Origin of the sequence: Phenylobacterium sp. (genome assembly GCF_016124325.1) — a bacterium.
In the GTDB taxonomy this organism is placed as follows: Bacteria; Pseudomonadota; Alphaproteobacteria; order Caulobacterales; family Caulobacteraceae; genus Phenylobacterium.
Window position 1 is genome coordinate 25,390 of sequence record NZ_WGNY01000012.1, and the last position, 15,678, is coordinate 41,067.

The window sequence follows — 15,678 nt, forward strand, 5'->3', positions numbered from 1 at the left end:
CGATTTACAGATCCGAATCAAAGAGATGGCAACAGGCCAAGGAAGTTGGCCTTCTTAGGAGCTTCGCTTGAAGCGCAGCGGTTAGGGAGCCGCCACCTCGCCCTCCTAAGGCCCTTTCCGCCGCCGGCCGCGCATCTTGCGCATCTCCTGGGCCTTCTCCGCGCGGGCTTCGGCGCGGATCTCCTTCACCGCGCCCCTGTCGCCGCCCTCGTCGCCGGTCGAGAGCGCGTCGGCGGCGAACTCCAGGTCGAGCAGCTTCAGGCGCTTGATCTCGTCCCGCATACGGGCCGCTTCCTCGAATTCGAGATTTGCGGCGGCCTCGCGCATGCGGGCCTCTAGGTCCTTGAGCGTGGTCTTGAAGTTGTCGCCGATGAAGGCCTTGCCCTCCTGGGCGACGCCGGCGCTGACCGTGACGTGGTCGCTCTCGTAGGGGCTGGCCAGGATGTCCTTGATCTGGCTCTTCACGCTCTCCGGCGTGATGCCGTGTTCGAGGTTGTAGGCCTCCTGCTTCTCGCGGCGGCGCTTCGTCTCCGCCATGGCCCGCTCCATCGAGCCCGTGACGCTGTCGGCGTAGAGGATCACGCGGCCGTCCACGTTGCGCGCCGCGCGGCCGATGGTCTGGATCAGCGAGGTCTCCGAGCGCAGGAAGCCCTCCTTGTCGGCGTCGAGGATGGCGACCAGGCCGCACTCGGGGATGTCGAGCCCCTCGCGCAGCAGGTTGATGCCCACGAGGATGTCGAAGGCGCCCAGCCGCAGGTCGCGGATGATCTCGATGCGCTCCAGGGTGTCGACGTCGGAGTGCATGTAGCGCACGCGCAGGCCCTGCTCGTGCATGTACTCGGTCAGGTCCTCGGCCATCTTCTTGGTGAGGACGGTGATCAGGCTGCGGTAGCCCTTGGCCGCCGTCTGGCGCACCTGGTCGATGACGTCGTCCACCTGGGAGAAGCCGTCCTTGGCGACCGGCTTCACCTCCACCGGCGGGTCGATCAGGCCGGTGGGGCGGATCACCTGCTCGGCGAAGACGCCGCCGGTGCGCTCCATCTCCCAGGGGCCGGGCGTGGCCGAGACGAACACGCTGTCCGGCCGCATGGCGTCCCACTCCTCGAACTTGAGCGGGCGGTTGTCGATGCAGGAGGGCAGGCGGAAGCCGTATTCGGCCAGGGTGAACTTGCGCCGATAGTCGCCGCGGTACATGCCGCCGATCTGCGGCACCGTCTGGTGGCTCTCGTCGACGAACAGCAGGGCGTTGTCGGGGATGTATTCGAAGAAGGTGGGCGGCGGCTCGCCCGGCCGCCGGCCGGTGAGGTAGCGGCTGTAGTTCTCGATGCCGGCGCAGGAGCCGGTGGCCTCGATCATCTCGATGTCGAAGGTGGTGCGCTGCTCCAGCCGCTGGGCCTCCAGCAGCTTGCCGTTGGCGACCAGCCAGTCGAGGCGCTCCTTCAGCTCCGCCTTGATCTGGTTGATGGCCTGGCGGAGCGTCGGGCGGGGCGTGACGTAGTGGCTGTTAGCGTAGACCTTCACGCCGGCCAGGTCGGTGGTCTTCTTGCCGGTCAGCGGGTCGAACTCGGTGATCGTCTCGATCTCGTCGCCGAACAGGCCGATGCGCCAGGCGCGATCCTCGTAGTGGGCCGGGAAGATCTCGATGGTGTCGCCGCGCCGCCGGAAGGTCCCGCGCTCGAAGGCCTGGTCGTTGCGCTTGTACTGGAGGGCCACCAGGTCCCCCATCAGCTTCTTCTCGTCGATCCGGTCGCCGGGCTTCAGCTGGAAGGTCATGGCCGAGTAGGTCTCGACCGAGCCGATGCCGTAGATGCAGGAGACCGAGGCCACGACGATGACGTCGTCGCGCTCCAGGATCGCGCGGGTGGCCGAGTGGCGCATCCGGTCGATCTGCTCGTTTATCGAGGAGTCCTTCTCGATGTAGGTGTCGGTCCGGGGCACGTAGGCCTCGGGCTGGTAGTAGTCGTAGTAGCTGACGAAGAACTCGACCGCGTTCTCCGGGAAGAAGCTCTTGAACTCGCTGTAGAGCTGGGCCGCCAGCGTCTTGTTCGGGGCCAGGATCAGGGCCGGACGCTGGGTCTCCTCGATGATCTTGGCCATGGTGAAGGTCTTGCCCGACCCGGTGACGCCCAGCAGCACCTGGTCGCGTTCGCCGGCCTCGGCGCCGGCGGCGAGCTCGGCGATCGCCGTGGGCTGGTCGCCCGCCGGCTGGTAGGCGGAGGCGAGCTTGAACTTGCGCCCGCCCTCGGATTTCTCGGGCCGGACGGGCCGATGCGGCGTCCACAGCATCGGCATGGTGTTTTCGTCGTAGTCGAAGGCGGCCGACATGTCGGACACGCCGCCGGAGGAGGCGGGAGGCATGGCGTTCAAGGTAGGCGCTCCGCGATCTTGCCGCTACATCCTCGCAGGCCCCTGCTGACAGGGGGATGGCAGCATGGGGCCCGCCGTCAGGCGGAGCGTCGGCGTCGGCGCTTGGGAGGCGGCTCGGTAAGCGGGCGCGTCCGTTCGACCAGTTCGTGGCGGAACGCCTCGGCGTGGGTGATCAGGGCGAGGTGGCCCGCGCCCTCGAAGACGACCAGGTCGCAGGCCGGCGCCTTGAGCCTGGGCGCGATCTCCGTCACCAGGGCCGTCGGCGTCTGCAGGTCGAGGTCGCCTTGCAGGATGATCATCGGGACGTCGAAGGCGACGCCGCGGTCGGCCAGCTTCCAGCCCATCAGCTCGTCCCACAGCTGGCCGATGCTGAAGCGGGCGCCGCGCATGAAATCGACCAGGTCCGCCAGGCGGGCGTCCGGCGCCATGACCAGCGTGAGCGGCAGCTTCGAGAAGACCTCGCGCTCGGCCTTCGGCATGGTCGAGATCAGCGCCTTGCGCTGCCGCGCGAGGCTCTTGAGGTCTGGATAGGGCGGCGGCGGGACCGCTTCCAGGCGGCGTGCGCCGCGCTCGTCGCCCTTGGCCCGCAGGCGCATGAGGGTTTCGGCGTAGGAGATGTCCTCGCCGCGGGCCATGTCGACGACCTGGCCTGCGCCGACGTAGGCCGCGAAGAGGTCGGGCCGGCGGCGGATCATCTCCACGCCCAGCAGGCTGCCCCAGGAGATTCCGAGCAGGACGATGGGGCGGCCGAACCGGGCCTTGAGGTCCTCGGCCAGGGCCAGGCCGTCGGCGGTCATCGTGGCGATGCTCAGCGGGCCGGTCCGCTTGGCGCCGTGGCGGCCGAACGTGCGGCCCGCGCCGCGCTGGTCCCAGTTGACGACGATGAAGTCGCGGTCCCAGTCGTGGAACGCCTGGTGGGCGAGCTGGGTCATGGAGGTGCCCGGCCCGCCATGCAGGACCAGCAGGACCGGCTTTTCCAGGTCGCGGCCGCGGAAGGTCACCCACTGCTCGAGGCCATTGAGCGGGAGCCAGATCTTCTCGTCGATCCCTTCGGGCAGATAGGCCGCGGCCCGCGCCATGCGCTGCGCGACCGCGCGCAGGCCCAGCGCCGCCGCCAACAGTCCGGCCCCGGCGGCAAGTCCCTTGATGAGGCCTCGTCCCGCCACGCGCCGCCTACCTCCGTTCGTTCAGCCAGTCGCGGACGGTGACGTCCACGAGCTCCTGGGCGTCATGTTGCACGAAGTGGCCGGCCTTGGGGACCATCAGGATCGTCGTGTCGCCGTCGACGTAGTCCCAGGTCCCGGAATGGCCGGCCGCATTCAGCGCGGTGTCCTTCATTCCGTGGATGACGAGGACGGGGGCCTTCACGCGCTGGGGCGTCTGGGCGGCGGCGACCGGCGCCTGCACGTCGGCGCCCGTGCCGCGCGGGTAGTTGGCGCGGTAGTAGTTCATCATGGCGGCGAAGTCCGAACGCTTGAAGGCCTCGACGTAGCCCGGCTTCGCGGCGGGGTCCCTGACCCAGCCGGCCAGGCCCTCGGCCGTCAGCATCTTCTCCGAGCCTTCCTTCTGGAAGTTGCGGGCGTAGTTCGAGCCCTCCTGCTGGGCCTTGTTGGTGGCGAGCTCCCGGGCCATGCCGGCCGGGTGGGGCACGCTCATGATCACCAGCTTGTCGACCATGTCGGGCAGGTTGAACGCCACCTGCCAAGCGATGGCGGCGCCCCAGTCGTGGCCGATGACGATGGCCTTCTTCTGGCCCTCGGCGGCGACCACCGCGGCCACGTCGCCGACCAGGTTGGGCATGGCGTAGGCGGCGACGCCCTGCGGCTTGTCGGAGAGGTTGTAGCCGCGCAGGTCGAGGGCGGCGGTGCGGTAGCCGGCCTTGTTCAGCTCGGCCATCAGAGGCTTCCAGGTGGCCCAGTAGTCGGGAAAGCCGTGGATCATCACGACCAGCGGGCCTTCGCCCTCCACGACGTAGTGGATCTTCACCCCGTTGTTGGTCGCGTATTTGTCCGTTGGAGCCGCGTTCGCCGCCGAAGCCACGGCGAAGGCCGCCGCCAGAGCCATCACCCACCGCAACATCCCGACCTCCCGCTTTAATTTACGACGTATCTAGCACGGGCGGCGGCGGGGCGCGAAGGGTGTGGATACTGTGCGATAGACACTGTTTGTCACACAGTGTATGACGCACAGCACGATGCCGACAGACGCCGATATCCTCGAGACCCTTCGCCAGGAGCTGCGGCGCGGCTCCCTGATCCTGGCGGTGCTCGGCCAGCTCCGCGCCGAGCACTACGGCTACACCCTCCGCAAGGCGCTGGGCGAGGCAGGGGTCGAGATCGAGGAGGGCGCGCTCTATCCGATGCTGCGCCGCCTTGAGGCCCAGGGCCTGCTGGCCAGCGAGTGGCGCGAGGAAGCGCGGCGCAGGAAGCGCTTCTACCGGCTCTCGGACGAGGGCCGCGCGGTGCTGGACCGACTGGTCGAGGAGTGGACCCGTCTCAACGCCTCGGTCGACGCCATCCTGAGGACGAAACCATGACCGATTTGATCGACCGCTACCTCGCCGCCGTCGCCCGCGACCTGCCCGAGGCCCAGCGCGCCGACATCACCGCCGAGTTGCGGGACGAAATCATGTCCGAGATCGAGGCCCGCGAGGACGAACTCGGCCGTCCGCTGAGCCGCTCGGAGCTGGAAGCCGACCTCGTCGCCTTCGGCCACCCGCTGGTGGTCGCCGGGCGCTACCGCCGGACCCGGTATCTGATCGGGCCGGAGGTGTTCCCGTTCTGGTGGGCCGGGCTGCGCGCGGCGTTGTCGGTGGTGGCCGCGCTACATGTGGCGCTGATCATCCTCGTGATCGTCGGTGGCGAGGCGACCGCACAGGTCGTCGATGGCGCGGCGCCGTCGCTGATTTCCACGCTGATCTTCACCTTCGGCGGGGTCACGCTTGTCTGTGCGGGCATCGAGCGGTGGGGCAAGCCGCGGTTCCTGGCCCGATGGAAGCCGGCGAACCTGCCGCCCGCGCAGGGCAAGACCCGGTCCCGTTTTGAGATCCTGGTCGAGATCATGATGGGCTTTGGCGTCCTGCTCTGGTGGACGGGCGTGATCCACTTCCGCAACGTAATGCCGGTTGTGGAGTTGCGCGTGGATCTCGCGCCGGTCTGGCGCGTCTGGTTCTGGCCGATCGCCGCCTACTTCACGGGCGAACTGGCTATGAACCTGCATTCACTGCTGCGGCCGGGCCGAGTGCGTCTGAATCGCATCCTCATGCTCATGCGGAACCTCGTCGGCGCAGCGATCCTCGTCGCCGTGCTGCGCGACGGGCACATCGTGGTCGTGAGCTCGCCGTACATTCCGCCGGACGTGCTGACGCAGGTGCAAGCCAACTTCGATCGCGGCTTCCGCGTCGGCCTCGTCGCGACGATCCTGATCTTCCTGTGGCTGTCGGTCGTCCAAGTCTGGCGGCTGCGACAGCTCCCGAAGGGATCCGACTAGAACGTGTGCGCCGCGGTGGCCGTGAGCATGACGACCCCGGCCAGGGTGGCGATAGCGATGATCAGATGGCGCATCCTGCGCTCCCGTTCCTCTATCGATCCATACGCAGCAAATCCGGCGCCAGATGCCGCGCGGGGAATCAGCTTCGGGGCTTGTCCACCGTCTTGCTGACCGCCGTGCCGACCGCCGCGCCCGCCGCTGCGCCGACCGGGCCGCCGACGACCGCCCCGGTGATCGCGCCCGTGGACGCCCGCTGTTCGACATTGTGCCCGCAGGCGGCGAGCGAAAGAGACGCCGCAGAGGCGGCGGTCAGGGCAAGGATTCGTGCGAGGCGCATGCGTGTTCTCCCAGGGCTTCGGCTAGAGAACAGGTCAGCTCGCGCAAGGTTCCGGCAGAAACGCCGTCCGGGCCTCAAGGTAAATCGACGTGGTTTCAGAATAGTTCGGCGTTACCAACGGTTGCGGGCCAGACGCTTTGAGGTGGCCAAGAAAACGCCAGAGTTGTCAGGACGCTACGTCGTAAACGCGATCTGCCCCGGTCCGAGGCCGGTGATCGGCGTTAATGCTGCGGCGCAAAAAAGTCTTGCCAGAACGTTTCCGGCCATTCATACACCGCCCCGATTTTCCGGCGCTCGACCCCCAACGGATCTCGGGTCTTGCGTGCCGGCGGGCGCTGCCAGCAAGGGCGGGGGCGACCGCGGCGACGGATGAGCGGGGGGCCGCGTAGCCCTCGTCGTTGAGGACCGTTCCGTTTTGATGTCTGTATCCAAGGTGCGAGCCGAATGGCCCGCGCTGATGTGCGCCGCTTTGATCGGCTCCGGCGTTGGCCTGGGCCTGGGCGCTTCCTATCTCGCCGCGGGCATGGCCCGTCACGCCGCGGACCATGCGCGTGGCCAGCAGATGGCCGACGCCGCCGCGGGCGGCTACGCGAGCGCGTTCCTGAACGACCAGGGCCGCGGCCTGCGCGCCGGCCATGATCTCTACGGCCTGCGTCCGGGTTCGGATGCGGAGACGGTCGCCGAGCGCTTCGCCCAGGGCCGCGGCGCGGCCAAGGCCAAGCGCCAGTCCGAGCTCCAGTGCCTCACCGCCGCCGTCTACTACGAAGCGCGAGGCGAAGGCCCGCGCGGCCAGGCGGCCGTGGCGCAGGTGGTGATGAACCGCGTGAAGCATCCCGCCTTCCCGGCGACGATCTGCGGCGTGGTCTTCCAGGGCGCCGGCCATCGCGGCTGCCAGTTCAGCTTCGCCTGCGACGGCTCGATGGGGCGCACGCGCGAGGCCGCCGCGTGGGACCGCGCCCGGCGCGTGGCCGCCCGCGCGCTCGCGGGCGCTGTGATGGGCGACGTCGGTTCGGCCACGCACTTCCACACCACGGCCGTGGCGCCGTCCTGGGGGCCGCAGATGCTGCGGGTGGCCACCGTCGGCGTGCACGTCTTCTACAGGTTCGGGCCGCACCGCGCGCGCCTGCAGGCGGCGCCGGAGCCGATCATCCAGAAGGCCGTGCTGACCGCGGCGCCGGTGGGCCAGATCGCCGACCTGCGCGTGACGCCGCGGATCGAGCTGGCGATCGCCTCGACGCTGCAGCCGGTGTCGGGCGGCGAGGCCGCGGCCAAGACGCCCGCCGCGACCCCGAAGGCTGGGGCTCAACCGGCCGGCGGCGAGGCCGTCGCGCCGAAAGCGAAGCCCGATGCGACGGCCGCCAAGGCCAGGCTCGTTCCCGCCGTTCAGTCCTCCGCGCCCGCGGCCGCCAAGGCGACCGAAGCGCTGCAGGTCAAAACGCCTCAGCCTGCTGCTGGAGTTGTTTCCGCACAAATGTCGGCGCAAGCCGGCTGAGCCATCCCACCTGGCGGGCCCGCCCGCCGACGAAGTGGTGCAGGCCCTTGCCGTGGACCGCCCTCCAGATCGCGTCGGAGACCATCTCGACGGGATAGACGGTGGTCTTCTGTTCGCGCAGGGAGACGCGCAGGTCCTCGTTGCTGGACAGCCGCGCCTTGTCGAGCAGGGGCGTGTCGATGAACCACGGCAGCACACAGCGCACGCCGACGCCGACGCGGGCGAACTCGCCCTCCAGCGCCTCCGACAGGCCGCGCACGGCGAACTTGGTGGCCGCGTAGACGCCCATCCGCGGCGGGGCGATCACGCCGGCCACCGAAGCGACGTTGACGACCAGGGCGCCCGGCGTCGCGGCCAGCAGGTCGAACGCCGCCTGGCAGCCGTTGATCACGCCCTTCAGGTTGACGTCCACCTGCAGGTCGACGTCGGCGGCCGCCTGCTGTTCCAGATAGCCGCCCTTGGCGACGCCGGCGTTGTTCACGAGCACGTCGAGGCGACCGTCCGTAAGCTTCGCGAACGCCGCCAGGTCCCGCTTCCAGCCTCCGCGGTCGCGCACGTCGAGCCGGAAGGTCGCGCCATTGTCGGCGCCCACCGCCTCCAGGGCCGCGGCGAGCCCCTTCGAGTCGATGTCGGCCAGGCCCACGAACCAGCCGCCGGCCGCGAAGCGCCGGGCGGTGGCCAGGCCGATCCCGCTGGCCGCCCCGGTGATGAAAATGGCGCGGCGACCGTCCGCGCGCATGTTCCCGCTTGCCGCCATGCTGAGTCCCTCTGAAGCTCCACGCTAAACTGCATCCGCCTCAGGAAGGCAAACGGGATGTCCGACGACCGCCGCGAGCACCTGGCCCAGGAACTGCTCAACTGCGCCTATGAGAAGCTGACGCCTATCCAGCGCAGCGTCATCGACCTGATCGACAACGAGAAGCCGAGCGTGGTCAATCCGCGGCTGAAGGTGGACGATCGGACGTTCGGTCAGCGCCTGGCCGACTCGGTGGCGGCGGTCGGCGGCTCGTGGGCCTTCATCATCGGCTTCGGCGTGGCGCTGGCGATCTGGATGGCCTGGAACGTCCTGGGCAGGTCGACGCACCTGGCCTTCGACCCCTATCCGTTCATCTTCCTCAACCTCATGCTGTCGATGCTGGCCGCGATCCAGGCCCCCGTCATCATGATGAGCCAGAACCGCGCGGCCCAACGCGATCGCGAGGCGGCCGAGCACGACTACGTGGTCAACCTGCGGGCCGAACTGGAGATCATGCACCTGCACGACAAGCTGGACGCCCTGCGCGACCAGCAGATCGTCGACCTGCTCGAACGCCAGGCCGAGGCGATCCGGCTGCTGAAGGAACGGCTCCTGCCGCGAGGCGCGGAGTAGGGCGGGCGCCAGCCAGGACCCAGCCAACCCTCGTCATTCCGGACGAAGCGCTCGTGAGAGCGCGTAGATCCGGGATCCAGCCGCACGGCTTCGAAGCCTCGTCATCGCAGCGTCGAGCGAGGAGATGCTGGGTCCCGGATCTTCAGGCGCTGCGCGCCTTCGTCCGGGATGACGTGTTGGGAGCTCGAACCTAGCTCCGGGCGGCGCGCCTTAGGGCCTGGGGCGGCTGGCCGAAGGCGCGCAGGAAGGCGCGCCGCATCCGTTCCGGATCGCCGAAGCCGACCTCTTCGGCCACGCGGTCGATCGGCGCCTGGCCGGTCTCCACAGCTGTCCGGGCCGCCTCCAGGCGTAGGCGCTCGACGGCCTTGGCGGGGGTGGCGCCGGTCTCGGCGACGAAGGCGCGGGCGAAGTTGCGCGGGCTCATGGCGACCTGACCGGCCAGGCGCTCGACGGTGAGCGGCTCGGCGAGATGCGCGCGTATCCAGTCCATCAGGTCCGCGAAACGGCCGTTGCGGCCGCCCAGTTCGATGAGCGCCGAGAACTGCGACTGGCCGCCGGGACGGCGCTGGTGCACGACGAGCTGCTGGGCGACCCGGCGAGCGACCGCCGCGCCAAGGTCCTCCTCCACCAGCGCCAGCGCCAGGTCGATGCCGGCGGTGATGCCGGCCGAGGTCCAGACTTCGCCGTCGCGGATGAAGATGCGGTCGGCCTCCAGCTTCACCTTCGGGTAGCGGCGCGTGAAGTCGTCCGTGCGGCTCCAGTGCGTGGTCGCGCGGCGCCCGTCCAGCAGCCCCGCCTCGGCCAGCAGATAGGCGCCGGAGCAGACGCTGGTCGGGCGCCGGATCGCCGTGCGACGCAGCCAGGCGACGATCTCGCGCAGCTCGGCCAGGGCGCGCGTGCCGTCGCCGCCCGAGATCATGACCGTGTCGAACGGCCCGTCGCACAACGGCTCGGCGGCGAAGCAGACGCCCGAGGAGCTGCGGACCAGCCCGCCGCCCGGCGCCAGGACGCAGAGGTCGTAGCTGCCCGGACGGTAGCGTTCGGCGATCTCGAAGGCGGCGATGGGCCCGGCGGCGTCCAGCAGCTGGAACCCGGGGAAGATCACCAGGGCGAGGCGGCGGGTCATGGCGGAAAATGCGGGAAGTCTGTCATTTCAGCCAGACGATGCCGTGGCTAGGCTTCCTCCGTCAACCGAGGAGGCTCGCCCATGTCCCGCCTGCAGATCGTCATCGCCCTCTATCCGGGCGTCACCCATCTCGACTTCACCGGCCCGCACCAGGTGCTGGTGCGCACGCCCGACGCCGATCTGGTCACCGCGTCGATGGGCGGACAGGATATCGAGGCCGAGGGCCTGGTCTTCTCCGGCCTCGCCGACTTGGCGAAGCTCGAACGCTGCGACGTGCTGCTCATCCCCGGCGGCTTCGGCACGACCGACGCCATGCTCGACGAGGCGTTCATGGCCGAGATCCGACGTCTCGGCGCGGGGGCGAAGTACCTGACCTCGGTCTGCACCGGGTCGCTGATCCTGGGGGCGGCGGGTTTCCTGAAGGGCAAGCGCGCCGCTTGCCACTGGGCCTGGCGCAGCCTGCTGGAGCCGCTCGGCGCCAAGGTGAGCGAAGAGCGGGTCTGTCGCGACGGCAATGTCATCACGGGCGGCGGCGTGACGGCCGGCATCGACTTCGCCTTCGTGCTGCTCGAGGAGCTGACGGGCCGCGACTACGCCGAGGCGATGCAGCTCGGGCTGGAGTATGCGCCGGCGCCGCCGTTCAACGCGGGCCGTCCCGAACTGGCGCGGCCCGAGGTGCTGGCCTTGGTGCAGGCGCGGATGGCGGACGCCATGCGCGCCAGGGCCGACGCCGCCGGCGAGGCCGCCGGCCGCCTCGAGACAGCCTAGCGCGGGGGCTTCGGCTTCCCGGCGTAGGCGATCATCTGGATCTCGACGACGCCTTCGTCGACCAGCAGGCCCGTCGTGCCGACCGCCGTCCAGGCGGGGTGGGGCGGGGGCATGAATTCGTCCTTCACGGCGCTGAAAGCGGCGAACTGCTCGTCGCGCGAGCCGTCGAAGCCCGGGCCGTTCCAGACGTGGAAGGTGTTGACCATCGTCACGTCGGCGAAGGTCAGGCCCTCGGCCTTCAGCGTCGCTTCGATCGACTGGAACGCGCGCCGGACATAGCCCTTGAACGCTTCGGGGCCGCGGTCGGCCTGGCCTCGCGGACCGGCGATCACGCCCGAGATGAAGAGGAAATCGCCCGCCCGGCGGGCGGGCGCGTACTTGACCTGGTCGTAGGCGCGCTGCGCCCCGGCGGAGGGGATCACCACCTCGCCGCCGGGCGCCGGGATCTGGCGGGGATACGAGTCGGTCGGCTGGGCCATGGCGGGGCTCGCGAGGAACAGGAAAGCAAGGAGGGCGCGTCTGATCATACGGCCATCTAGGCGCATCCGCCCAGCGCGCCCAATGCAATGTATTCATGATGGCCGGCGCGCCAGGGTCGTCGGCGGGCCATGAGACGCGTCGCGATCGTCAGCGGACCGCCGGGGGCAGGAAAGCCGGCCGTGGCGCGGTGGTTCACGTTCCCGACGCGCTAGTCGCCGACGGCGTCGAGGCCGATGTCGAGGACGCGGACCGAGTGGGTCAGAGCGCCCACGCTGATCACGTCCACCCCGGTCTCGGCGATGGCGCGCACGCCCTCCAGGCTGATGCCGCCGGAGGCCTCCAGCAGGACCCGGCCGTCGGCGGTCGCCACGGCCTCGCGCAGGTCCTCGAGGCTGAAGTTGTCGAGCATGATCACGTCGGGATCGTGCGCCAGGGCCTCCTGGAGCTGGACGAGGCTGTCCACCTCGACCTCCACCTTCACCAGATGGCCGGCGGCGGCCTTGGCGCGGCGGATGGCCTCGCCCACCGAGCCGCAGGCGGCGACGTGGTTGTCCTTGATCAGGATCGCGTCATCCAGGCCGAAGCGGTGGTTGACCCCGCCGCCGCAGCGCACCGCGTACTTCTCCAGCGCCCGCAGTCCGGGCGTGGTCTTGCGGGTGTCGGTAATCCGGGCGTGCGTGCCGCCGACGGCGTCGACGTAGTCCTGGGTCAGGGTCGCGATGCCGCAGAGCCGTCCCAGCAGGTTGAGGGCGGTCCGCTCGGCCGTGAGGATCGCCCGGGCGTTGCCGCTGACGCGGGCGAGGGTGGTCGCGGCGGGCACCGCCTGGCCGTCCTCCGTCAGCGCGTCGAACGTCGCGGTCGGATCGAGTTCGGCGAGGGTCAGGCGAATGCAGGCGAGGCCGGCGACCACCCCGCCCCGGCGGGTCGCGAAGTCGGCGGTCAGCCTGGCGTCGGCGGGGACGCAGGCGCTCGCGGTGATGTCGCCGGCGCGCCCGAGGTCCTCGGCCAGGGCGGTGCGGATCACCTGCGTGAAGAAGATGTCGGGAAGCGGTTCGATCATTCGGCGGCGTACCTGAGGTCCTGACGGTCGATGTCGCCGAGGGTGGCGAACGTGCGCCGCGGTTGCTGAGAATCCGTAAAGTCGGTTCGGAAGTGCGCGCCGCGGCTCTCGCGGCGGGCCAGGGCGCCGGCGGCGATGAAGCGGGCGGCGATCAGCGGCGCGCTGCGCCCGTGGGCGGCCTCCAAGGCGCCGATCAGGTCGAGGAGGCGCGTCAGGCCCTGGGCGTCGCGCATCACCCCGGCGTCACGGCTCATCGCCTCGCGCAGCGTCTTGAGTGCGGGGGCCGGCAGTTCGCCCGCCGTCACGGCCGCGAGGGGGCCGGCTTGCGCCGCCTCGGCCGCGGCGGCCCGGCCGGCGCGTGCGCCGAAGACCGCCGCCTCCAGCAGCGAGTTCGAGGCCAGGCGGTTCGCGCCATGGACGCCCGTCGAGGCGCACTCGCCCGCCGCGTAGAGGCCCGGCAGAGAGGTCCGGCCCTCGGCGTCGGTGGCGATCCCGCCCATGTGATAGTGGCAGGCCGGGGCCACGGGGATGGGTTGGACCCGAGGATCGATCCCGCCGCCCATGCAGGCGGCGAACACGCCGGGGAATTCGTCGGGGAAATGCGCGCCGACCGCCTCGCGGGCGTCGAGGAAGGCGCCGCGGCCCGCCTCGCGTTCGGTGTGGAGCGCGCGGGCCACCACGTCGCGCGGCGCGAGCTCGGCCGCCGGGTGGTAGCGCGCCATGAACCGCTCGCCGCGGCTGTTGATCAGCACCGCGCCTTCGCCGCGCAGCGCTTCCGTCGCGAGCGGCGCCGGGTCGCGGCCGATGTCGATGGCCGTGGGGTGGAACTGGACGAATTCGGCGTCGGCGATCACCGCGCCGGCGAGGGCGGCCAGGCCGAGGCCTTCGCCCTTGAGCTCGGGTGGGGTGGTGGTGACGGCGTAGAGCCCGCCCACGCCGCCGGTGGCGAGCACGACCGCCCGGGCTTCGATCTCGACGATCTGGCCGTCGATCCGCGCCGCCACGCCGCCGATCCGTCCGTCGTCGGCCCGCAGCAGGCCGACGAGCCGCGCGCCCGTCCGGACCTGGATGTGGGGCGCGGCCAGCGCCGCGACGCTCACCGCCTGCATGATTTCGCGCCCGGCCTGGTCGCCCTTCACACGGGCGACGCGAGCCCGGGAGTGGGCGGCTTCCAGGCTCTGGGCGAAGGCGCCGTCGGCGGCCCGGTCGAACGGCGCGCCCAGCGCCGCCAGGCGGCGGACGGCTTCGGGGCCTTCCTCGGCCAGCATGCGCGCGACCTCGGGCGCGACGAGGCCCGCGCCGGCCGTCACCGTGTCGGCGGCGTGCAGCGCGGGCGTGTCGTCCGCGCCCAGCGCCGCGGCCACGCCGCCCTGCGCCCAGGCCGAGGAGCAGCCCTGGTTCAGGGGCGTCTCGGTGAGCACCAGCGCCTTGGCCGGGGCGGCGGCCAGGGCCGCGCTCAGGCCGGCGAGGCCGGCGCCGACGACCAGGACGCCGTCATGACGGATGCGCTCAGCCATGGGCGGCCTCGTAATAGATGTCGGTGCGGCGGGTGCGCGTCTCCAGGTCGAACGGCCCGTGCACCTCCCAGTGGACGCCGGTCAGGCCGCGCCCGAGGCGCGCCGCGCCGGCCTTGGCCGCATCGTGCGCGCGGCCGCGTTCCGAATAGGCGCCCAGATGCGTCACCTGGACGGCCTCGCCGCCGGGCGTCCGCCAGGGCGCGACGGCGCCGATCCGGGGGAAGGGGCGCGACACGCCCACCCCGATCCTCAGGTCCAGCACGCCGTCGGCCTCGCCTTCGCAGAGGACGACGTCGCCCCAGTAGGGCCCGCAGTCGCCCGCCCGCAGCGCCGAATGCACGGCGTCGAGCGCGCCGAACACGACCTGCGGCAGTTGCTCGGGCGTGACCCGCGCGGAAACCGCCGCCATGTCGCGGGCCGCCACCGTCGTCAGGACCGGGGCGTAGTCCACCTCAGATCAGCTCCACGTCCACGTGGTGGCGGGCCTTGACCAGGTCGTAGCGCGCGGGCTTCGCCGGCGGCGGCAGGTCGATCATCCGCTGGACGGCCAGGCGGGCGCGTTCGGCGATGGCCGGATCGACGATGACTTCGTAGCGATCCTCGACCAGGGCCTCGTAGATGTTCTCCAGGGTGATGCGCTTCATGTGCGGGCACAGGTTGCAGGGCCGCACGAACTCGGTGTCGACCGCATCGGCCGCGACGTTGTCGGCCATCGAGCACTCGGTGATCAGCACCACGCGCCGGGGCTTCCGCTTGAGCACATAGTCGTTCATGGCCGCCGTCGAGCCGGCGAAGTCCGACACCTCCAGCACCTCGGCGGGGCACTCCGGATGCGCCAGCACCTCGGCGTCGGGCCAGGCCGCCTTGATCTCCAGGATGTCGGCGGCGGTGAAGCGCTCGTGCACCTCGCAGCGGCCCTTCCAGGCGATGATGCCGACCTCGGTCTGGCGCGCGACGTTGCGGGCCAGGAACTCGTCGGGGATCAGGATCACCCGGTCGACGCCCCACATCCGCGCGGCTTCCTCGACCACCTGCACGGCGTTGGCGCTGGTGCAGCAGATGTCGGTCTCGGCCTTCACGTCGGCGGTGGTGTTCACGTAGGTGACGACCGGCAGGCCGGGGTAGCGCTGCTTGATCAGCCGCACGTCGGCGCCGGTGATCGAGCTGGCCAGGCTGCAGCCGGCGCGCAGGTCCGGGATCAGCACGCGCTTTTCGGGGCTGAGGATCTTGGACGTCTCGGCCATGAAGTGGACGCCGGCCTGCACGATCACCGCGGCGTCCGAGCGCGCGGCCTCCTTGGCCAGGCCCAGGCTGTCGCCGACGTAGTCGCCCACGCCGTGGAAGATCTCCGGCGTCATGTAGTTGTGGGCCAGGATGACCGCGTTCCTTTCCCGCTTCAGCCGGTTGATCTCGGCGATCAGCGGGGCCTGGAGGCGCCACTCCATGGGCGTGACGTGCCGCTTCACCTTCTCCCAGGCCGGCTGGGTGAGGGCCTCGACCTCGGGGGTGAACGCGAACTGGAAGCCGTCGGCCATGGAGTCCTCCTTATGCTCAAAGTGAGCATTTCTCTGGCCTTTAAAAACGCGCCAAGGCGTCGAGGCCCGGGCGCCGCATGCTTATGCTCACTTGGAGCAAAACCAGCTTGACACACATATAGGCCTGACGCGGCGGTA

General features: G+C 70.4%; 16 protein-coding genes. 5 read left to right on the plus strand and 11 right to left on the minus strand.

The features are described from left to right. Window positions 1-105: 105 nt before the first annotated feature. The 3 genes from uvrB to GC203_RS06170 all read right to left on the minus strand — a co-directional run bounded on the left by uvrB (window position 106) and on the right by GC203_RS06170 (window position 4,446). Window positions 106-2,358, minus strand: coding sequence for an excinuclease ABC subunit UvrB (gene uvrB / locus GC203_RS06160; protein WP_293452680.1), 2,253 nt, complete (start codon window positions 2,356-2,358; stop codon window positions 106-108). Window positions 2,359-2,444: 86 nt separating this feature from the next. Then, a complete protein-coding gene (locus GC203_RS06165; protein WP_293452497.1) occupies window positions 2,445-3,533 on the minus strand; it encodes an alpha/beta hydrolase in 1,089 nt (362 codons plus the stop codon). A 7-nt stretch (window positions 3,534-3,540) separates the two neighbouring features. After that, on the minus strand, window positions 3,541-4,446 hold the full coding sequence (locus GC203_RS06170) for an alpha/beta hydrolase (RefSeq protein ID WP_293452500.1): 906 nt from the start codon (window positions 4,444-4,446) through the stop codon (window positions 3,541-3,543). Window positions 4,447-4,561: 115 nt separating this feature from the next. Between GC203_RS06170 and GC203_RS06175 the strand changes: the two genes are divergently transcribed. Further along, window positions 4,562-4,903, plus strand: a complete 342-nt coding sequence (locus tag GC203_RS06175) for a helix-turn-helix transcriptional regulator (RefSeq protein ID WP_293452503.1) — start codon at window positions 4,562-4,564, stop codon at window positions 4,901-4,903. Further along, window positions 4,900-5,856 (plus strand): hypothetical protein, encoded by a 957-nt coding sequence (locus GC203_RS06180; RefSeq protein WP_293452506.1) that lies wholly within the window; start codon window positions 4,900-4,902, stop codon window positions 5,854-5,856. Before GC203_RS06175 ends, GC203_RS06180 begins: the two co-directional genes overlap by 4 nt. Before the next feature lie 139 nt (window positions 5,857-5,995). On the opposite strand, the gene GC203_RS06185 is transcribed toward GC203_RS06180, so the two are convergent. Then, window positions 5,996-6,193, minus strand: a complete 198-nt coding sequence (locus GC203_RS06185) for a hypothetical protein (protein WP_293452509.1) — start codon at window positions 6,191-6,193, stop codon at window positions 5,996-5,998. A 418-nt stretch (window positions 6,194-6,611) separates the two neighbouring features. Here GC203_RS06185 and GC203_RS06190 point away from each other — a divergent pair, with 418 nt between their 5' ends. Further along, the gene (locus GC203_RS06190; RefSeq protein ID WP_293452512.1) at window positions 6,612-7,685 is read left to right on the plus strand and encodes a cell wall hydrolase; all 1,074 of its coding nucleotides are present in this window, start codon (window positions 6,612-6,614) and stop codon (window positions 7,683-7,685) included. Here GC203_RS06190 and GC203_RS06195 read toward each other — a convergent pair. After that, window positions 7,624-8,424: an SDR family oxidoreductase gene (locus GC203_RS06195; RefSeq protein WP_293452514.1), complete on the minus strand. Its 801-nt coding sequence runs from the start codon at window positions 8,422-8,424 to the stop codon at window positions 7,624-7,626. The two genes, GC203_RS06190 and GC203_RS06195, sit on opposite strands and share 62 nt — an antisense overlap. A gap of 75 nt (window positions 8,425-8,499) precedes the next feature. Here GC203_RS06195 and GC203_RS06200 point away from each other — a divergent pair, with 75 nt between their 5' ends. After that, on the plus strand, window positions 8,500-9,054 hold the full coding sequence (locus GC203_RS06200) for a DUF1003 domain-containing protein (RefSeq protein ID WP_293452516.1): 555 nt from the start codon (window positions 8,500-8,502) through the stop codon (window positions 9,052-9,054). Between the two features lie 190 nt (window positions 9,055-9,244). Here GC203_RS06200 and GC203_RS06205 read toward each other — a convergent pair whose 3' ends face one another. After that, window positions 9,245-10,180, minus strand: coding sequence for a GlxA family transcriptional regulator (locus GC203_RS06205; RefSeq protein WP_293452518.1), 936 nt, complete (start codon window positions 10,178-10,180; stop codon window positions 9,245-9,247). A gap of 81 nt (window positions 10,181-10,261) precedes the next feature. On the opposite strand from GC203_RS06205, the gene GC203_RS06210 reads away from it, so the two are divergent. Then, entirely contained in the window at window positions 10,262-10,948 is a 687-nt protein-coding gene (locus GC203_RS06210) for a DJ-1/PfpI family protein (RefSeq protein WP_293452521.1), read from the plus strand. On the opposite strand, the gene GC203_RS06215 is transcribed toward GC203_RS06210, so the two are convergent. The 5 genes from GC203_RS06215 to nadA form a co-directional block, all read right to left on the minus strand. Continuing rightward, window positions 10,945-11,427, minus strand: a complete 483-nt coding sequence (locus GC203_RS06215) for a Rid family hydrolase (RefSeq protein WP_293452524.1) — start codon at window positions 11,425-11,427, stop codon at window positions 10,945-10,947. The genes GC203_RS06210 and GC203_RS06215 overlap by 4 nt on opposite strands. Before the next feature lie 209 nt (window positions 11,428-11,636). Then, window positions 11,637-12,488, minus strand: coding sequence for a carboxylating nicotinate-nucleotide diphosphorylase (gene nadC, locus GC203_RS06220; protein ID WP_293452527.1), 852 nt, complete (start codon window positions 12,486-12,488; stop codon window positions 11,637-11,639). Beyond that, on the minus strand, window positions 12,485-14,005 hold the full coding sequence (locus GC203_RS06225) for an L-aspartate oxidase (protein ID WP_293452530.1): 1,521 nt from the start codon (window positions 14,003-14,005) through the stop codon (window positions 12,485-12,487). Before GC203_RS06225 ends, nadC begins: the two co-directional genes overlap by 4 nt. Beyond that, window positions 13,998-14,456: a hypothetical protein gene (locus tag GC203_RS06230; RefSeq protein WP_293452533.1), complete on the minus strand. Its 459-nt coding sequence runs from the start codon at window positions 14,454-14,456 to the stop codon at window positions 13,998-14,000. The genes GC203_RS06225 and GC203_RS06230 overlap by 8 nt, the downstream gene beginning before the upstream one ends. A 1-nt stretch (window position 14,457) precedes the next feature. Further along, window positions 14,458-15,540, minus strand: a complete 1,083-nt coding sequence (gene nadA, locus GC203_RS06235) for a quinolinate synthase NadA (protein WP_293452536.1) — start codon at window positions 15,538-15,540, stop codon at window positions 14,458-14,460. Window positions 15,541-15,678: the final 138 nt, after the last annotated feature.